The organism is Nonomuraea lactucae, assembly GCF_003313395.1.
In the GTDB taxonomy this organism is placed as follows: domain Bacteria; phylum Actinomycetota; class Actinomycetes; order Streptosporangiales; family Streptosporangiaceae; genus Nonomuraea; species Nonomuraea lactucae.
The window spans coordinates 1-16,702 of the sequence record NZ_QNFZ01000097.1 but is presented as its reverse complement, the minus strand read 5'-3'; the positions used below and the strand labels follow the sequence as shown (position 1 = coordinate 16,702).

The window sequence follows — 16,702 nt, the reverse complement described above, 5'->3', positions numbered from 1 at the left end:
CGCCGAGCAGGGAGGCGGGTTCGGTGTCGCGGCGGGGGCGGGCGCGACGGCGGGGCTGGTGGGGGTGCTGGCCACGGGCCCCTTCGGCGCCGACCGCGGGACTCCGGCGATCGTGGGCGACCTGCTCGCCTCGGACGTGGAGCTGTCCCAGCGGCTGCGGGCCAGGTCGCTGGCGTGCGCCCCGCTGCTGGTGTCGGGCGAGGTGATCGGCCACCTGGCGGTGACGGCCGCCGAGCCGTTCAGGTTCGACGAGGAGCTCACGCTCAGCCTGCGCCACATCGCCGACCAGGTGGCCGCGCCCGTGCGGCGCGGGCACGCGGCCGAGCGGGACCGCGCGCAACGCTGCAGGCTGTCGTTCCTGGCGGAGGCCGGCGAGCTGCTGGCCGGCGTGCACGACGAGGAGCTGATCGCCGCGCTGACGGCGCAGCTCGTGGTCCCCAAGGTCGCCACCTGGGCGGCCGTCTACCTGACCGATCTGGCGGGCATGACGCGGCTCGCGCACGCGTGGCACAGCGACGAGCGCCGCAACGCCGAGCTGCGCCAGTCGCTGCCCGCCCTCCCCGGCTCGGATCCGGGCGAGCCCGGCTGGCCGATCGGCGAGGAGAGCGTCCTGTCGTTCCCGCTGCTGACCCAGGGCAGGGCGTACGGCGCCCTGGTGATCGGACGGGTCGAGCCCACGCTGCCGCTGGAGCTGGCGGGCCTGCTGGCCGACCTGTGCCGCCTGGTGGCGCTCAACCTGCACACGGCGATGCTCTATTCGCGGCAGGCGGCCAGGTCGCGGGTCCTGCAGCGGAGCCTGCTCCCGGTGGACGTGGCGAGCATGCCGGGGGTGGAGTCGGCGATCGTGTACGAACCCGGCGAGGAGGGCGCCGACGTGGGCGGCGACTTCTACGACCTGTTCACGGTGGGCGACCACTGGTGCTTCGCCCTTGGCGATGTCTGCGGCAGCGGTCCCGAGGCCGCGGCGGCCACCGGGCTGGCCCGCCACGCCGTCCGCCTGCTCGCCAAGGAGCGCTACACGCTGGCCGACATCCTGCACCGGCTCAACCTGACGTTGCTGGAGGACTGCGAGGAGGGGCGCTTCCTCAGCCTGCTCTGCGGCGAGCTGACCCCGCTGCCGCAGGGCGGCGCGCTGTGCACGGTGGCCAGCGCCGGGCACCCTCCCCCGCTGCTGCTGCGCGCGGACGGCTCCGTGGCCGCGGTGGCGACCCCGCAACTGCTGCTGGGCATCGAGCACGACGTGCGGTTCTTCGCCGAGACGTTCGAGCTGGCGCCGGGCGAGGTGCTGCTCTGCGTCACCGACGGGGTGACCGAGCGGCGCGACGGCGACCGGCTGCTCGATGACGACGACGGGCTGGCCAGGCTGCTGGCCGGCTGCGTGGGGCTGAGCGCCCACGCCGTCGCCGAGCGCGTACGGCAGGCGGTCGAGTCGTTCGCCGCCGAGCCGTCCCGCGACGACGTGGCGCTGCTGGTGCTGAAGGCAACGCTGGCCGCCCCGCTGCGGGCTCCGCTGCAGGCCACGGCCCGCCCGGCGGCCGGTCAGGCCGGGAAGCGGTAGGTGGTGGCGGAGGTGTGGCGCTCTCCCGGCCGCAGCACGGTCGAGGGGAAGTGCGGCTGGTTGGGCGAGTCGGGGAAGTGCTGCGTCTCCAGGCAGAACCCGGCATGCCTGCCGTACGGCGTGGAGACGCCGTCGAGCATGCCGCCGGCGTAGAACTGCACGCCGGGCTCGGTGGTGGCGACCTCCATGGTGCGGCCGCTCGCGGGCTCGACGACGGTGATGCCGCCGTCGAGCACGAAGCAGTGGTCGTAGGCGCCGTCGTGGCGGGCTCCGATGGCGTGCGGCGTGGTGAAGTCGAACGGCGTGCCCTTGACCGGGGCGAGCTCCCCGGTGGGGATCTTGTCGGCGTCGACGGGCAGGTAGCGCTCGGCCTCGATCCGCACCAGGTGGCCGAGCACGTCGCCGCCGGGCGCGAGGTTGAAGTAGGTGTGGTTGGTCAGGTTGATCACGGTGGGGGCGTCGGTCTCGGCCGCGTAGTCGAGGCGGAGCGCGTCGCCGTCGAGCGTGTAGCTGACCGTGGCCCGGAGCGTGCCCGGGTAGCCCTGGTCGCCGTCGGGGCTGGTGAGGGTGAGCGTCACCGACGAGCCGGTGGCGTCGGCGACGGTCCAGACCTTCCTGTCGAACCCCTGGAGGCCGCCGTGCAGGCTGCTGGGCCCGTTGTTGCGCGGCAGCGTGTAGGTGACGCCGTCCAGGGTGAAGGCGCCGCCGGCGATGCGGTTGCCGTAGCGGCCGACGACCGCGCCGAAGTAGCGGCTGCGGGTCACGTAGTCGTCGAGGGTCTCCAGGCCGAGCACCACGTCGACGCCGGCCACCTCCAGGGACTGGAGCACGGCGCCGTAGCTGAGCACGGCCGCGCGCAGCCGCCCGGAGGAGAGCTCGAAGCGCTCGACGCGCTCGCCCGACGGCAGGGTTCCGAACATCATCTGGGTGCCTCTCCCGTGGACTCGCGGACGATCAGAGTGGTCTCCAGCATGGTGACGCCCATGGCCGCACGGGAGTCGACCGACTGCAGGAGCAGGTCGACGGCGATGCGCCCGGCGGCGGCCGTGGGCATGGCGACGGTGGTCAGCCTGGGGCGGACCAGGCGGCCGGCCAGGATGTCGTCCACCCCGATCACGCTGATGTCGCCGGGCACGTCCACGCCCCGCTCCGCCAGCCCCTCGACGAGACCGATGGCCACCAGGTCGTTGTAGGCGAGCACGCCCGTCGCGCCCGAGGCGAGCACACCGGCCGCCGCGGCCCGGCCGCCCTGCTCTGTGGGCTGGTTGGGGCCGATGAAGGCGACGTCGGCCTCGCTCGTCGCCGCCGCGGCCTCCTGCATCTCCTTGCTGGTCCACGACCCCCGCGGCCCGGTGACCAGCGCCAGCCTGCGGTGCCCGAGGCCGGTGAGGTGCCCGATGGCGAGCCCGGCGCCGCGCGCCACGTCCATGCAGACCGTCGCCATGCCCGTGACCCTGCGGTTGACCAGGACGAACGGCACGTCCTCGCGGAGCCGTTCGATCGCCTTGTTCGTGAGGCGGGGACTGCACAGCAGCACGCCGTCGACCTGCTTGGTGAGGGTCTGGATCAGCTCCTCCTCGACCTTCGGGTCCTCGTCGGTGTCGGCCACGAACACCTGGTAGTCGCGGAGCCTGGCCTGCGCCTGCGCGGCCTTGATCAGCGGCGGGAAGAAGGGGTTGGAGATGTCGGCGACGATGAGGCCGAGGTTGTGGGTGCGGCCGGTGGTGAGGGCGCGGGCGGCCCGGTTGGGCCGGTAGCCCAGGTCGTCGGCGACGGCCAGCACGCGGGTGCGGGTCTCGGGGTTGACCAGGTGGGGCGCGGAGAACGCCCGCGACACCGTCGAGACGTGCACGCCGGACGCCCGTGCCACATCGCGAATGGTCACCGCCACGCCCGGCCTCCTCCGACCATGTCTCGTACTGTAGTGCAAGCGTTTGTACGGCTGTCAAGGTGCGCCTTGACGTCACCTGCGATCCAGGCTCAGTATCGGGTGCAACCGGTTGCGGCAGTCGATACCCAGAATTGGTGAGAGATCCGATGACTCGAACCCTCGTGACGGGGAGCGCCGGCCGGCTCGGGCGCAGCGTGGTCACCTCGCTGGCACGGGCCGGTCACGAGGTGATCGGCGTGGACGCCGTGCCCGGCGGCCCCGGTGAGGCCGCGCACACGCTGCCCGCCGACCTGACGGACCTGGGCGAGGCCTACGACGTGATGGCGCGCTTCCGCCCCGACGTGGTGGTGCACCTGGCCGCCGTCGCGGTCCCGTTCAGCCGGACCGAGGGCCGCATCTTCCGCACCAACACCCAGCTCGCGTTCAACGTGTGCGAGGCGGCGAGCAACACCGGGGTGGGCAGGGTCGTCGTGGCGAGCAGCCCGACGGTCATCGGCTACGGCGCGCCGCGCGGCTGGGCGCCCCGCTACCTCCCGATCGACGAGGAGCATCCCGTCGAGCCGTGGAACGCCTACAGCCTGTCCAAGCTCGTGGCCGAGCAGACGATGGCGGCGTTCGCGCGGGCCGGCGAGACGAGGTTCGCCGCCGTGCGGCCGTGCTTCGTCGTCGCCCCGGAGGAGTGGGCGGGCGCTCCCACCCAGTCCGGCCACACCATGGCCGAGCGGCTCGACCGGCCCGAGATCGCGGGTGTCTCGCTGTTCAACTACATCGACGCCAGGGACGCCTCCGACATGATCGGCGTCCTCGTCGAGCGGCTGTGGGAGCTGCCCAGCGGGGAGGTCTTCTTCGCCGGCGCCGCCGACGCGCTGGCCCGCCGGCCCCTGGCGGAGCTGCTCCCCGCCGTCAACCCCGCCACCGCCGCGACGGCGGCGGTCCTCACCGGCACCGCCCCGGCCTTCACCTCGGCCAAGGCCGAACGGATGCTCGGCTGGACCGCCAAGCGGAGCTGGCGAACCGAGCTGGAGGCCCGATGAACCCCGACGCAGCCCGGCCCTCCCATGATCCGTGACCTCGACGTCAGGGCGCGCACGGCGGCGCTGCCGCGCCCTTGGGGGCCGGACGTGCCCGCCAACCACGTCATGGTCGTCACGGTCACGCTGGACGACGGCCGCACGGGCACCGGGTTCTCGTGGACCCCGCAGATCGGCGCGCGGGCCGTACGGGCTCTGCTGGAGCACGACATCCGCGACGCCGTCATCGGCCTGGACCCGCACCCCGAGGTGGTGTGGGACCGGCTCTGGCGCCACCTGCGCGAGGCCGGGCCGGGCGGGATCACCACGATCGCGCTCGCCGGGCTGGACCTGGCGCTGTGGGATCTGCGCTGCGGCGAGCGCGGCCTGGCCGACGTGCTGGGCCGCCGCCGCGACAGCGTGCCGGTGTACGGCAGCGGCGTCAACCTGCACTACTCGATGGAGGAGCTCGTCGCCCAGGCCGAGCGGTGGAGGGCGGCGGGCCACCGGGCGGTCAAGATCAAGGCAGGCCGGCCGGACCTTCGCGAGGACGTCGAGCGGGTGGCGGCCGTCCGCGAGGTGATCGGGCCGGACACCCTGCTGATGATCGACGCCAACCAGCGCTGGGACCTGCACCGGGCCCGCCGCGCCGTCGAGGCGCTCGCCCCGTTCGGCCTCCACTGGCTGGAGGAGCCGCTGCCCGCCGACGACGTCCCCGGGCACGCCGAGCTGCGGCGGTCCGTGGACGTGCCCATCGCGGTGGGCGAGAACGTCTACACCGTCTACGGCTTCCGCGACCTGCTGGTGGCGGGCGCCTGCGACGTGGTGCAGCCCAACGTGGTGCGGGTGGGCGGCATCACGCCGTTCCTGCGCATCGCGGAGCTGGCGCGGGCGTTCGACGTGCCGGTCCACCCGCACCTGCTGCCCGACCTGTCCGGGCAGCTCGCGCTCGCGCTGCCGCTGCCGTGCATGGCCGAGGAGGTCGAGGACGCCTCGTTCGCCGCGCTGGGCCTGCTGGCCGAGCCGTACCCCGTCCAGGTCGGCGGCGGGCTGCTGCGGGCCGGCGAGCACCGGGGCCTCGGGCTCCGCTGGCGGGTGGAGGGTCCTACCAGCTGCCGCCCAGCTCCTGGAGGGTGAAGACGCCTCCGGCGCGGTCGTGCAGCGGCTCGCTCAGGTCGGGCTCGCCCTGGCCGGCGATGAGCCTGGCGGCGTGCGCCTCCGAGTCGTCCTCGGAGACGTACCCGATGGCCCGCCCCTCCTCCAGCGACCACCACCGGCGCGTGTTGTCCGAGACGCCCCAGACGACGTGGTAGCCGGGCGCGGTCAGCGCCGCCTCCAGCAGGCGGGCGCAGTCGTCGGGAGAGATCCAGGTGGCCAGCCCGCGCGTGTCGGCCGACGCCTCGTTGCAGGTGCCCAGGCGGATCACGGTGACGTTCATCCCGAACCTGTCGTGGTAGAGGCTGCCCAGCGCCTCCATGACGACCTTGCTCACGCCGTAGAAGGTGTCGGGCCTCGGGAAGGCGTAGTCGGGCAGGTCCGCGCCGGCGGGCGGCCGGGTGTGGAAACCGGCCGCGTGATGGCTGCCCATCATCACGACCTGCCGCACTCCCTCCTGCCGGGCGGCCTCCAGCAGCACCTGGGTGCCGTTGACGTTGGCCTGGACGATGTCCGCCCACGGGTGCTCGCGGCTCTGGCCGCCGAGGTGGATCACCGCGTCCACGCCTTTCATCGCCTCCGCCATGGCCGGCTCGTCGGTGAGGTCGGCGACCATCGCCTCCTCCCCGGGCCCCGGGTCCAGCGGCACGAGATCGGACAGGCGGAGCGTCCGGCCCTCGCGGGCGAGACGTGGGCGGAGGAGCGTGCCGACCTTGCCGGCGGCCCCGGTCATGAGAATGCGCATGGTCCCTGTGTACACATATATGGCCCAAATTCACATTCTTGAATCTTGACCGTGATACATGCGACTCTTTAGGTTCACAGCGAACAGTTTCCACATCTGGAGCTGTTGTCCACGTATGTGAACAGGAGGCGGTCTGATGTCACGTCATCTGCTCGGGGTCGCGGTAGCGACGACCCTGGCCGTAACGCTGACGGGCTGCGGCTCCGGGGGATCGGGCACGGGCGGCGACGCGCTGGAGATCTGGATCAGGCAGGCGCCCGAGTCGGCGTCCGCCAAGACGGCCATGAAGCTGGCCGACGCGTTCACCAAGGCGAGCGGGGTCAAGACAAAGGTGGTCCCGGTCTTCGACGACTTCGAGACCAAGCTGCAGCAGCAGGCCGCGCAACGGAAACTGCCGGACATCGTCATCAACGACACCGCGCAGCTCGGCAACATGCACACCCAGGGCTGGGTGCGCGAGGTGGACAAGGCCCGGATCGCGGGCGGGGACAAGCTGTCGGACCTGGCGTGGAAGGCGGCCCAGGGCGGTGACGGCAAGTACTACGCCGTGCCGTTCTCCGCGCAGGCGTTCGCGCTGGTCATCCGGAAGGACTGGCGCGAGAAGGTCGGCCTGGAGGCGCCCGGCAGCTGGGACGACCTGACCAAGCTGGCCCAGGCGTTCACCGAGAAGGACCCCGACGGCAACGGCCAGAAGGACACCGCCGGTTTCGTGATCCCCGCGGGCACCAAGCGCGGGTACGCCTCCTGGTACGCCTCCTCGCTGATCTACGCCAACGGCGGCGACTTCGTCACGTCCGGCGGCGGCGGCAAGTTCACCGCCACGGTCAACGACCCCAAGACCGTGGAGGCGGTGCAGTACCTGCAGGACCAGTTCTGCAAGAACAAGACGGTCAACCCCGGAGCCGTCAGCAACGACACGACCGTCACCCACGAGGTGTTCGAGAAGGGCCAGGCCGGCATCTACCTGGTCGGCCCGTACGTGCTCGCCAGGTTCATCAAGAGCATCGGCACCGACAAGCTCGAGGTCGCCCCCGTGCCCAAGGGCCCGTCCGGCGGCCCCGGCACCCTCGGCGAGGGCGAGAACGTCTACCTGATGGCCGGCTCCGACGACGAGGAGGGCCAGCGGAAGTTCGCCGAGTTCGCCTCCTCCCCGGAGGGCCAGCGCATCGGCATGAACAAGGACGCCGACGGCGTCATCGTCCGCCTGCCGGTCAACACCCAGGTCGACATGGGCGCCGAGCGCCAGGACCCGCGTTGGAAGGTCTTCCAGCAGGCCTACGCCGACGCGGTCTACGCGCCGCCGGTGCCCAACTGGGCGCCGATCCGCCAGACGTCCGCCGACGCGATGAACGCGGTGTGGGCCGACTGCACCGCCGACGTCAAGGCGGCCATGGACGGCCTGAACACCAAGCTGACCGCCGAACTGCAGTCGCAGAAGGCTTCCTGACATGGCACCCGGCCCTTCCCCCGGCCCTTCCCCCGGTTCGCCCCCTGGCCTGCCGGCGCCGCCGGCGAGAGGCTTCGCATGACCACCCCGACGCTGACCACGGCGCCGCCCGACACGACGCCCTCCCGCCGCCGCCCCAAGCGGGCGCGGCGGCGGGGGACGCTGATCGCCTGGGCGTTCCTGGCCCCGGCGCTGGTGCTGTTCCTCTACTTCAAGTTCATCCCCATGTTCGAGGGCCTGCGGATGAGCTTCTTCGAGATCCGGTACGCGGGCGACCGCTTCGTGGGCCTCGACAACTACGGCAGGATCCTGACCGACGACGCGTTCACCGCGGCCATCTGGCACAGCGTGCTGCTGGCCGTCGGCACCACGGTCGGCTCGCTGCTGCTCGGCCTGGTGCTCGCGCTGCTCATCGAGGGTCCGGCCCGTTACCTGTGGTTCGTCAGGACCGCCGCCTTCCTCCCGGTCGTGACCACGATGGCGGTCGTGGCCGAGGTGTGGCGGATCATGTACCACCCGGCGGACACCGGCATGATCAACGCCATCCTCGGGTGGGGCGGGCTCGACCCGCAGCCGTTCCTGGCCAGCGAGGACACGTCGCTGCTGTCGATCATGGGCATGAGCGTCTGGCGCGGCACGCCGTACGACATGATGATCTTCCTGGCGGGGCTGGTGGGCGTGGACCGCACGCTGTACGAGGCGGCCGCGGTGGACGGCGCGTCGACGTGGCACCGGCTCCGGCACATCACGCTGCCCGCGCTGCGCCCGGTGTTCTGGATCCTGTTCACCCTCGCGGCCATTCGCGGGCTGCGGGTGTTCGTCGAGGTGTACGTGCTCACCAACGGCGGGCCGAACGGCTCGTCAGAGGTGCTGATGACGCTGATCTACAAGCTCGGGTTCCAGAAGGGCGAGCTGGGCATCGCGTCCGCCGGAGGCATCCTGCTGTTCCTGGCGACCCTGCTGCTCACCGTGCTGGTCCAGGTGATCCGCAGGAGGCAGGCGGCATGATGAGATTCGACACCGCGCTCGGCCTGGAGGCCCGGCGGGGGCCGATCGCGACGACCCTGAAGTTCCTGGTCTACGCGGCCATGGTCGTCGTCTTCACCGGCCCGCTCGTCGGACTGCTGGTCAGCGCCTTCAGCCGGACGCTCGACCCGACCAGCTTCTCACTCTGGCCCGACGGTTTCACGTTCGACAACTTCGTCAAGGCCGCCGACAAGAACGTCTACGACTACCTGCTCAACTCGTTCGTGGTGGTCGGCTTCGGGCTGCTGCTGCAGATGTGCGTGAGCGTCTTCGCCGCCTACGCGCTGGCGCGCAAGAGATTCAGGGGCATGACGTTCGTGATGCTCATCATGCTCGCGACGATGATGCTGCCCGAGGAGATCATCGCGATCCCCCTCTCGCTGGTGCTCTCCGACCTCCCGCTGCTCAACGTCGACCTAATCGGCACGTACGCGGGCATGATCCTGCCGGTCGGGGCCTGGGGCTTCTCGATCCTCGTCATGACCGAGTTCATGAAGGAGGTGCCGGTCGAGCTGGAGGAGGCCGCGCGGATCGACGGGGCGGGTGAGCTGCGCACGTTCTTCACGATCATCCTGCCGCTGTGCCGTCCCGCGCTCGGCGTGATCGGCGTCTTCGGGTTCACCATGATCTGGGACCAGTACCTCCTCCCCCTGATCGTGGCGCCCCAGTCGGACATGTGGACTCTGCCCATCGCCCTGCGCTCGCTCCGCTCCGACGAGGAGGTCGGAATCGGCGTGCTGCTCGCCGCATCGCTGCTCGCCCTGCTGCCGTCGATCATCGCGTTCCTGGCCTTCCAGAGGCAGTTCATGCGTGGTCTGACAAGCGGCGCGGTCAAAGGTTAGGTGTCCACGTACATGGACGCTATCCCGTATCCTGACACTGTCGAACAGTCGTCGAGATGGGACGAACATGGAGCCGCAGCTGGTCAAGTCCGCCGAGCGGACGGTCCGCATCCTGGAGGCGCTCGCCGCCTCACACGAGACGCTGACGCTGTCGGAGCTCCAGCAGCGTACGGGTTTCCCGCGCAGCAGCCTGCACGCGCTGATGCGCACGCTGGTCGAGCTCAACTGGGTGGAGGCCGACCCGGCCCGGGGAGCGTTCGGCATCGGGCCGCACGCCCTGCTGACCGGCACGGCCTACCTGGACAAGGATCCGGCGCTGCCGTTCGCGCAGCAGACGCTGGAGGATCTGCGCGCCGAGACCGGCCAGACCGCCCACTTCGCCCGGCGCGACGAGGCCCACGTGATCTACCTGGCCACCCGGGAGTCGCGCGACGCGCGCCACGTGACCCCGCGGGTGGGCAGGCGGCTGCCCGCCCACGTGACAGCGCTCGGGCAGGCGCTGATCGCCCAGCTCACCGACGACGAGGTCGCGGCCCTGCTGCCCGACCCGCTGCTCGCCCTGACCGACCACACGATCACCGACCTGACCAAGCTGACCGGGGAGCTCGACCAGGTCCGCACCCGCGGCTGGGCCTACGAGCGCGAGCAGGGCACTCCCGGCGTGGCCTGCGTAGCAGTGGCCGTCGACTACCGGATCCCGGCCACGGACGCGATCAGCTGCTCGATGCCGGCCAGGCTGGCCCCCGCCGAGGTCGAGAAGATCACCGACGCGGTGATCACCCATACCCGCAAGCTGGCTGCCACTCTCCGTCGGGAGGGCATCCGCTAGAAAGGACTCTTCATGCGCCTGGATGGTGTTCTCTTCTTTCCCGTGACTCCCTTCGGGGCCGACGGCGCCGTCGCCGACCAGGTCCTGGCCGAGCACGTCGCCAAGGGAGTCGAGGCCGGGGCGGGAGGAGTGTTCACCGCGTGCGGCACGGGCGAGTTCAACGCACTCGACCTCGACGACCACACCACGGCCGTGACCGCCAGCGTGGCGGCCACGGCGGGGCGCGTACCGGTCTTCGCGGGCGCGGGCGGTGCGCTGCCCACCGCCAAGGCCCTCGCCAGGGCCGCCGCCGACCACGGCGCCGACGGGCTGCTCCTGATGCCGCCCTACCTGGTCACCGCCCCTCCCGGCGGCCTGGTCCGCTACGTGCTCGAAGTCACCGAGGCGGGCGGGCTGCCCGTCATCATCTACCAGCGCGGCACCGCCCGCTTCTCCCCCGCCGCGGTCGCCGAGCTGGCCCAGGCGCCGAACGTGATCGGCTTCAAGGACGGGCTGGGCGACTTCGACCTCCTCCAGCGCATCATCCTCACCGTGCGCCGGGCCACCGACCGGGACTTCACGTTCTTCAACGGTCTGCCGACGGCGGAGCTCACCGTACCCGCCTACCGGGGACTCGGCGTGGCCCTCTACTCCAGCGCCGTGTTCGCCTTCGCACCCGAGATCGCGCTCGCCTTCCACCGGGCGGTGACCAGCGGGGACGAGGACCTCACGCAGCGGCTGCTGACCGGCTTCTACCTGCCGCTGGTGGAACTCCGCGACCTGGTGCCCGGCTACGCGGTGTCGCTGGTGAAGGCGGGGGTGCGGCTGCGCGGGCTGGACGTGGGCGGGGTACGCGCCCCCTTGGTGGACCCGTCACCGGAACACGTGGCCGCCCTTGAGAAGATCATTGCCACCGGCCTGGAAATAGCCGGAACCTGACCCACCCCCACGGCCCCGCCCCACCCGGCGGTGCGACAGGCACAGCGGTGGCTCGGACCCGCTGTGCCACGCCACAGCGGGTCCGAGCCCGGCACGTGCCGTAGAGGGCTACGAGATGGTCAGGACGCCGTCGACGCGGCGTGGGATGCCCAGCGGGTTGCCGTCCTTGAGCTCGTCCGGCAGCAGCTCAGCCGGCCAGTCCTGATACGCCCTGGGCGCCAGCCACCGATCGATCGCCGTCGCGCCCACCGAGGTGTGGGCCGGCGCGGTGGAGGCAGGCCACGGCCCCCCATGATGCATCGCCCAGCACACCGCCACCCCGGTCGGCCAGCCGTTCCAGACCAACCGCCCCGCCTTGCCACCCAGCACCCGCACCACCTCACCCGCCTCACCAGGGTCGGCGCCATGCACCGTGGCGGTCAGCGACCCCTCCAGCCGTTCCAGCACCGGCGGCAGATCACCCACATCACGATAGGTCACCACCAAAGCAGCGGGCCCGAAACACTCCTCGGCGATCCCCGGCAACCCGTCCGCGAACGTCTCCAGGTCCGCGGCGAACACCCTCGGCGTCACCGCCCAGGCGCCCTGCCCCGCCCTGCCCTCGGCTAGCACCGCCGGCGGCAGATCACCCACATCACGATAGGTCACCACCAAAGCAGCGGGCCCGAAACACTCCTCGGCGATCCCCGGCAGCCCGTCCGCGAACGTCTCCAGGTCCGCGGCGAACACCCTCGGCGCCACCGCCCACGCGCCCTCCCCAGACTCGCCCTCGGCCAGCACCGCGAGCCGCCCGAGCCGCCCGAGCCGCTCCAGCCCGCCCAGATAGCCGTCACGGATCCGCTCGGCCAGCATCGGCCCGCCAGTGGTGCGCTCCACGGCCGCGGCCAGCGCCTCGCGCAGTTCGTCGTCGTCCGGCACGAACACCAGCCCCGGGTTCGTGCAGAACTGCCCCACCCCCAGCGTGAGCGAGGCCGCGAACCCCGCCGCCACCTCGGCCCTGGCCGCGGACGGCAGCACCACGACCGGGTTGACACTGCCCAACTCGCCGAAGAACGGAATCGGCACCTCCCGCTCCTCGATCAGCGCCCGGATCGCCCTGCCCCCCGCCACCGACCCGGTGAACCCGACCGCCACCACCCCCCGATGCCGCACCAACTCCACCCCCGCTCCCACCCCATGCACCAACCCCAGCAACTCCGCACACGGCAACACCTCACGCACAACCCGCGCCACACACTCCGAGGTGTTCGGATGAGCCGGATGCGCCTTGACCACCACCGGACAACCCGCCGCCAACGCCGAAGCCGTATCACCACCCGCCACCGAGAACGCGAACGGAAAATTACTCGCCGCGAACACGGCCACGACACCGGCAAGCGGATGCCTCATCCGGCGCACATCCGGCCTGGGCGGCATCGCCGACGAGTCGGCGTGGTCGACGACGGCGCCGAGATAGCCGCCGTCCCTGATCACCTGGGCGAACAACCTGAACTGCCCCGCCGCACGCGCCACCTCACCCCGCAACCGCACCTCCCCCAAAGCCGTCTCCCGATCAGCCACCCGCCACAACTCATCCACCCGCCCGACCAGCGCATCAGCCACCGCCTCCAACACCACCGCCCGCCCCGCCGCCGCCGTGGCACGCCAACCCTCACCCGCAGCCACCGCCGCATCGACGATCACGCCCACCCCGCCACCGCCGGTCTCGCACAGCCCCCCACCCACCGGCTCACCGGTCCTGGGATCGTAGCCATAGATCATGGAATCACCCCTCGGAGTCTTGACACCATCTCCGCCTGATTCTTACAGTTGCCGCACTTGTCTACAACTCTGGCCTTAGTTCACATATATGGACGGCGATCATATGGTCATCCGGCAGATCGAGGTCACTCCTGTCGCGTTCCGCGACCCGCCGCTGCTCAACGCCGCCGGCGTGCACGAGCCGTGGGCGTTGCGCACGATCGTCGAGGTGATCACCGATGAGGGGCTCAGCGGGCTCGGCGAGACGTACGGCGACCTCGAGCACCTGATCAAGGTACGGGAGTGCGCCGAGGCCCTGATCGGCCTGGACGTGCACGCGACGAACGAGATGCACGCCCGGATCAGCGCGATCGTCGGCGACGTGGTGGCCGACACGCACGGGCTGACCGGCATGTCGACCCAGGAGAAGAGTGTCGACCGCGTCTTCTCGCCGTTCGAGGTGGCCTGCCTCGACATCCGAGGCAAGGCGGCCGGGGTGCCGGTGGCCGACCTGCTGGGCGGGCGCGTGCGCGACGCCGTGCCGTACAGCGCGTACCTCTTCTACAAGTGGGCCGGCCACCCGGGCGCCGAGCCCGACAGGTTCGGCGAGGCGCTCGATCCGGCCGGCGTCGTCGAGCAGGCATCGCTGCTCATCAAGGAGTACGGCTTCACGTCGATCAAGCTCAAGGGCGGCGTCTTCCCGCCCGAGCAGGAGGTCGCGGCGATCGAGGCGCTGTACGAGGCGTTCCCCGGGATGCCGCTCCGCCTCGACCCGAACACCGCCTGGACCGTGGAGACCTCCATCCGGGTGGGGCGCGAGCTCGAAGGCAAGCTGGAGTACCTCGAAGACCCCACGCCAGAGATCTCCGGTATGGCCCGGGTCGCCGCCGAGGTCCCGATGCCGCTGGCGACGAACATGTGCGTCGTCACCCACGAACACCTCCCTCCCGCCATCGCCCAGCGGGCCATCCGGGTGCTGCTGCTTGACCACCACTACTGGGGCGGCCTGGTCCGCTCGGCGCACGTCGCCTCCTTCTGCGCCACGTTCGGGCTCGAGCTGTCCATGCACTCCAACTCCCACCTCGGCATCAGCCTGGCCGCCATGACCCACCTGGCCGCCGCCACCCCCAACCTCACCCACGCCTGCGACACGCACACGCCGTGGCAGGCGGGCCAGGACGTGGTCGCCCCCGGCAGCCTGCGTTTCGTCGACGGGGCGGTGCCCGTCCCCTCCGGCCCCGGGCTCGGCGTCGAGCTGGACCGCGACGCGCTGGCCGTCATGCACGAGCAGTACGTCAAGTGCGGGATCACCTTCCGCGACGACCGCGCGTACATGCGACGCTTCGAGCCCACCTTCACCACGAGGAGGGCGTCCTGGTGAACGTGGCCTACGCCTATCCCTGGGACATCGTCGGCGACCCCTCGGCCGCCGAACGCATCGCCGGCCTGGGTGTCGAGGCGGTGGCACTGGCCGCCGGCTACCACGCCACCCGCGCGGCCACACCCCATCACCCGGACCACCGCGTGCTGGACGTCCCCTATGCCGCCCTCTACCTCCCGGTCCGCCCCTCCTCCTGGGGCCGCCTGGCCCCGCTGACCCCCACTTGGACCGCCCCGGACGCGTACCTGCTGGCTCGCGACGCCCTGCGCTCGGCCGGGCTTCAGGTCCACGCGTGGACGGTGCTCACCCACAACTCCGCCCTCGGCAACGCGAACCCCGACCTGGTGGTCCGCAACGCCTTCGGCGACCCCTATCCGCACGCCCTGTGCCCGGCCTTCGAGGACGTCCAGGACTACTGCGGACGGCTGGTCCGCGAGGTGCTCACCGTGGGCGGGCCCGACGCGCTGATCCTGGAGTCCTGCGGCCCGATGGGCTTCGGGCACCAGAGCACCCACGAGAAGACGGCCGGCGCCGACTGGACGTCCACCGACGGCGACCTGATGTCGCTCTGCTTCTGCACGGCCTGCGCCCCCCGCTACCCCGCGGGCACCAGGGAACGCGTTCGAGCCGCCATCGACACGCCCGGGAACCACCCCTCAGTCGAGGACGCCCTCGGCCCGCTCGCCGACGAGGTGCGCGCCGTCCGCGTCGACCTCTCGGCCTCCCTGCGCCGTCGCCTCCTCGCCACCGCCCGCGAGACCACGCCCGAAGTGCCCATCACCGTGCACGCCGACCCCGATCCCTGGGCGGCCGGCTCCTTCGCGGCCCTGCCGGAAGGCGAGCCCGGGGCCGACGTCCTGGTGGCCAGCTGCTGGGGAGAGCCCGCCACGGACGCCGCCCGCCTTGCCCGCCTCACCGAACTGTCCGGCCCGGACCAGCGCGTGGGCGCGTACGTGCTGGGCCTGCCCCCACGCCCCGCCGACGCCGAGGCCCTCGCGGACCTCCTACGCACCTACGCCAAGGCGGGCGCCTCGGAATTCCACCTCTACCACGCCGGCCTAGCCTCCTCCCGCCGCCTGGCCGCCATGACCGAAGCCCTCCGCCTGACCCGCTAACCCACCTCCCAGCTCGAAGGCGGCGGCCCTACGATCGCCGCATGAGCGACCAGAGCCCAGCCGACATCGAGCTACGAACATCTCGACTGTCATTGCTGCGCCCAACCACGGAGGACATCGACGCAATCTTCGCGATCCACACCGATCCCGAAGCGACCCTCCACAATCCCTCTGACGCGCTCACCAACCGCGACGAAGCCCATGACCTCTATGAACGCTGGAACGACCAGTGGCAGCGGTGCGGCTACGGTTACTGGGTCGTTCGTCGTCACGGCTCAAGCCGGCAGTTGGGCTTCTGCGGGATCAAGCCCATGGAACTGTACGGCATGAAGATCCTCAACCTCTTCTACCGCTTCATCCCCGCCGCTTGGGGCCAAGGACTGGCCGGCGAGGCCGCGACCGCAGTCGTCACCTGGGCATCCCGGAAGGCCCCCGATCTCCCATTGATCGCCCGCGTCCGGCCTGCGAACATCGCCTCCCAGCGTGTGGCGGTCCGCGCCGGCCTGACCCGGGCGGAACACCTTGACGGCATCGGCTTCGACGGCTTCGACTGGATCTTCGCAACGAACCTGCCCGAGTGAACGAGCGCCGAGCCGCCGGCGGCGCGTCCGCAGCCAGGCCCAGCAGGTACGGCAGACGGAGCCGCTGCCGGCAGGTGTCGCTCACCCACCGCCTGGCCGCCATGCTGCGGGCGCTGGAGGGCGACCAAAGCCCTCCGCCTGACCCGCTAAGGCGTTCCTCCGTCACGGCTTTCACGACCTGCCCGTCAGGATCCCGCGCCGCGTAGATCCTGACCTCTTGTACAGCGAGGCCGATCGTCCACGCGCCCCCAGCGCGGCGACCAAGAGCATCAGCGTGAAACAGAAGGCCGGGAGATCGGGGGCGGGCCGCCACACCCCAGCCACGAACCGCGCGCTGATGCTCCGTGCCGCTCCGGAACCGCAGCCCCCGCCGGGGGCATCTCTGATCTAGCGATCTTCGGTCGCTGGTTTCTGTAGGTTTGTGTCAAGTTTCACGACGCCCGAGGAAGTCGAGCTTGGGCGGC

General features: G+C 71.3%; 15 protein-coding genes. 11 read left to right on the top strand and 4 right to left on the bottom strand.

Annotated features, from left to right (window positions below):
- Positions 1-1,558: SpoIIE family protein phosphatase (locus tag DQW85_RS07240; RefSeq protein WP_113699612.1), on the top strand; the 1,558-nt coding region annotated here is incomplete at its 5' end.
- Here DQW85_RS07240 and DQW85_RS07235 read toward each other — a convergent pair.
- Both DQW85_RS07235 and DQW85_RS07230 read right to left on the bottom strand, forming a co-directional pair.
- Positions 1,540-2,481 carry an aldose epimerase family protein gene (locus tag DQW85_RS07235; RefSeq protein ID WP_113699611.1) on the bottom strand — a complete coding sequence of 314 codons (942 nt, stop codon included), beginning with the start codon at positions 2,479-2,481 and terminating at the stop codon, positions 1,540-1,542. The genes DQW85_RS07240 and DQW85_RS07235 overlap by 19 nt on opposite strands.
- Positions 2,478-3,449: a LacI family DNA-binding transcriptional regulator gene (locus DQW85_RS07230; RefSeq protein ID WP_113699610.1), complete on the bottom strand. Its 972-nt coding sequence runs from the start codon at positions 3,447-3,449 to the stop codon at positions 2,478-2,480. Before DQW85_RS07230 ends, DQW85_RS07235 begins: the two co-directional genes overlap by 4 nt.
- Before the next feature lie 146 nt (positions 3,450-3,595).
- On the opposite strand from DQW85_RS07230, the gene DQW85_RS07225 reads away from it, so the two are divergent.
- Entirely contained in the window at positions 3,596-4,483 is an 888-nt protein-coding gene (locus DQW85_RS07225; protein ID WP_113699609.1) for an NAD-dependent epimerase/dehydratase family protein, read from the top strand.
- A gap of 27 nt (positions 4,484-4,510) precedes the next feature.
- On the top strand, positions 4,511-5,596 hold the full coding sequence (locus tag DQW85_RS07220; protein ID WP_420819149.1) for a mandelate racemase/muconate lactonizing enzyme family protein: 1,086 nt from the start codon (positions 4,511-4,513) through the stop codon (positions 5,594-5,596).
- On the opposite strand, the gene DQW85_RS07215 is transcribed toward DQW85_RS07220, so the two are convergent.
- A complete protein-coding gene (locus DQW85_RS07215) occupies positions 5,565-6,359 on the bottom strand; it encodes an NAD-dependent epimerase/dehydratase family protein (protein ID WP_240196989.1) in 795 nt (264 codons plus the stop codon). The genes DQW85_RS07220 and DQW85_RS07215 overlap by 32 nt on opposite strands.
- A 136-nt stretch (positions 6,360-6,495) precedes the next feature.
- On the opposite strand from DQW85_RS07215, the gene DQW85_RS07210 reads away from it, so the two are divergent.
- The 5 genes from DQW85_RS07210 to DQW85_RS07190 all read left to right on the top strand — a co-directional run bounded on the left by DQW85_RS07210 (position 6,496) and on the right by DQW85_RS07190 (position 11,421).
- The gene (locus DQW85_RS07210; protein ID WP_113699606.1) at positions 6,496-7,806 is read left to right on the top strand and encodes an ABC transporter substrate-binding protein; all 1,311 of its coding nucleotides are present in this window, start codon (positions 6,496-6,498) and stop codon (positions 7,804-7,806) included.
- Positions 7,807-7,884: 78 nt separating this feature from the next.
- On the top strand, positions 7,885-8,814 hold the full coding sequence (locus DQW85_RS07205; protein WP_113699605.1) for a carbohydrate ABC transporter permease: 930 nt from the start codon (positions 7,885-7,887) through the stop codon (positions 8,812-8,814).
- On the top strand, positions 8,811-9,674 hold the full coding sequence (locus DQW85_RS07200) for a carbohydrate ABC transporter permease (RefSeq protein ID WP_240196988.1): 864 nt from the start codon (positions 8,811-8,813) through the stop codon (positions 9,672-9,674). Before DQW85_RS07205 ends, DQW85_RS07200 begins: the two co-directional genes overlap by 4 nt.
- A gap of 67 nt (positions 9,675-9,741) precedes the next feature.
- Positions 9,742-10,503, top strand: a complete 762-nt coding sequence (locus DQW85_RS07195) for an IclR family transcriptional regulator (RefSeq protein WP_113699603.1) — start codon at positions 9,742-9,744, stop codon at positions 10,501-10,503.
- Between the two features lie 12 nt (positions 10,504-10,515).
- Positions 10,516-11,421, top strand: coding sequence for a 5-dehydro-4-deoxyglucarate dehydratase (locus DQW85_RS07190; RefSeq protein ID WP_113699602.1), 906 nt, complete (start codon positions 10,516-10,518; stop codon positions 11,419-11,421).
- Positions 11,422-11,529: 108 nt separating this feature from the next.
- Here DQW85_RS07190 and DQW85_RS07185 read toward each other — a convergent pair whose 3' ends face one another.
- Positions 11,530-13,182 carry an aldehyde dehydrogenase (NADP(+)) gene (locus tag DQW85_RS07185; RefSeq protein WP_113699601.1) on the bottom strand — a complete coding sequence of 551 codons (1,653 nt, stop codon included), beginning with the start codon at positions 13,180-13,182 and terminating at the stop codon, positions 11,530-11,532.
- 88 nt (positions 13,183-13,270) lie between these two features.
- Here DQW85_RS07185 and DQW85_RS07180 point away from each other — a divergent pair, with 88 nt between their 5' ends.
- The 3 genes from DQW85_RS07180 to DQW85_RS07170 are packed head-to-tail and all read left to right on the top strand — an operon-like array spanning position 13,271 to position 16,238.
- Positions 13,271-14,542, top strand: a complete 1,272-nt coding sequence (locus tag DQW85_RS07180; protein WP_240196987.1) for a glucarate dehydratase family protein — start codon at positions 13,271-13,273, stop codon at positions 14,540-14,542.
- Positions 14,539-15,657, top strand: a complete 1,119-nt coding sequence (locus DQW85_RS07175) for a hypothetical protein (RefSeq protein WP_113699599.1) — start codon at positions 14,539-14,541, stop codon at positions 15,655-15,657. Before DQW85_RS07180 ends, DQW85_RS07175 begins: the two co-directional genes overlap by 4 nt.
- 41 nt (positions 15,658-15,698) lie before the next feature.
- The gene (locus DQW85_RS07170; protein ID WP_113699598.1) at positions 15,699-16,238 is read left to right on the top strand and encodes a GNAT family N-acetyltransferase; all 540 of its coding nucleotides are present in this window, start codon (positions 15,699-15,701) and stop codon (positions 16,236-16,238) included.
- Positions 16,239-16,702 lie beyond the last annotated feature (464 nt).

Bases quoted from the DNA above. Each gene is read 5' to 3' on its own strand.
- DQW85_RS07170 (WP_113699598.1), top strand. From the start codon at position 15,699: ATGAGCGACCAGAGCCCAGCCGACATCGAGCTACGAACATCTCGACTG.
- DQW85_RS07210 (WP_113699606.1), top strand. From the start codon at position 6,496: ATGTCACGTCATCTGCTCGGGGTCGCGGTAGCGACGACCCTGGCCGTA.
- DQW85_RS07180 (WP_240196987.1), top strand. From the start codon at position 13,271: ATGGACGGCGATCATATGGTCATCCGGCAGATCGAGGTCACTCCTGTC.
- DQW85_RS07225 (WP_113699609.1), top strand. From the start codon at position 3,596: ATGACTCGAACCCTCGTGACGGGGAGCGCCGGCCGGCTCGGGCGCAGC.
- DQW85_RS07235 (WP_113699611.1), bottom strand. From the start codon at position 2,481: ATGATGTTCGGAACCCTGCCGTCGGGCGAGCGCGTCGAGCGCTTCGAG.
- DQW85_RS07185 (WP_113699601.1), bottom strand. From the start codon at position 13,182: ATGATCTATGGCTACGATCCCAGGACCGGTGAGCCGGTGGGTGGGGGG.
- DQW85_RS07200 (WP_240196988.1), top strand. From the start codon at position 8,811: ATGATGAGATTCGACACCGCGCTCGGCCTGGAGGCCCGGCGGGGGCCG.
- DQW85_RS07215 (WP_240196989.1), bottom strand. From the start codon at position 6,359: ATGCGCATTCTCATGACCGGGGCCGCCGGCAAGGTCGGCACGCTCCTC.
- DQW85_RS07190 (WP_113699602.1), top strand. From the start codon at position 10,516: ATGCGCCTGGATGGTGTTCTCTTCTTTCCCGTGACTCCCTTCGGGGCC.
- DQW85_RS07205 (WP_113699605.1), top strand. From the start codon at position 7,885: ATGACCACCCCGACGCTGACCACGGCGCCGCCCGACACGACGCCCTCC.
- DQW85_RS07195 (WP_113699603.1), top strand. From the start codon at position 9,742: ATGGAGCCGCAGCTGGTCAAGTCCGCCGAGCGGACGGTCCGCATCCTG.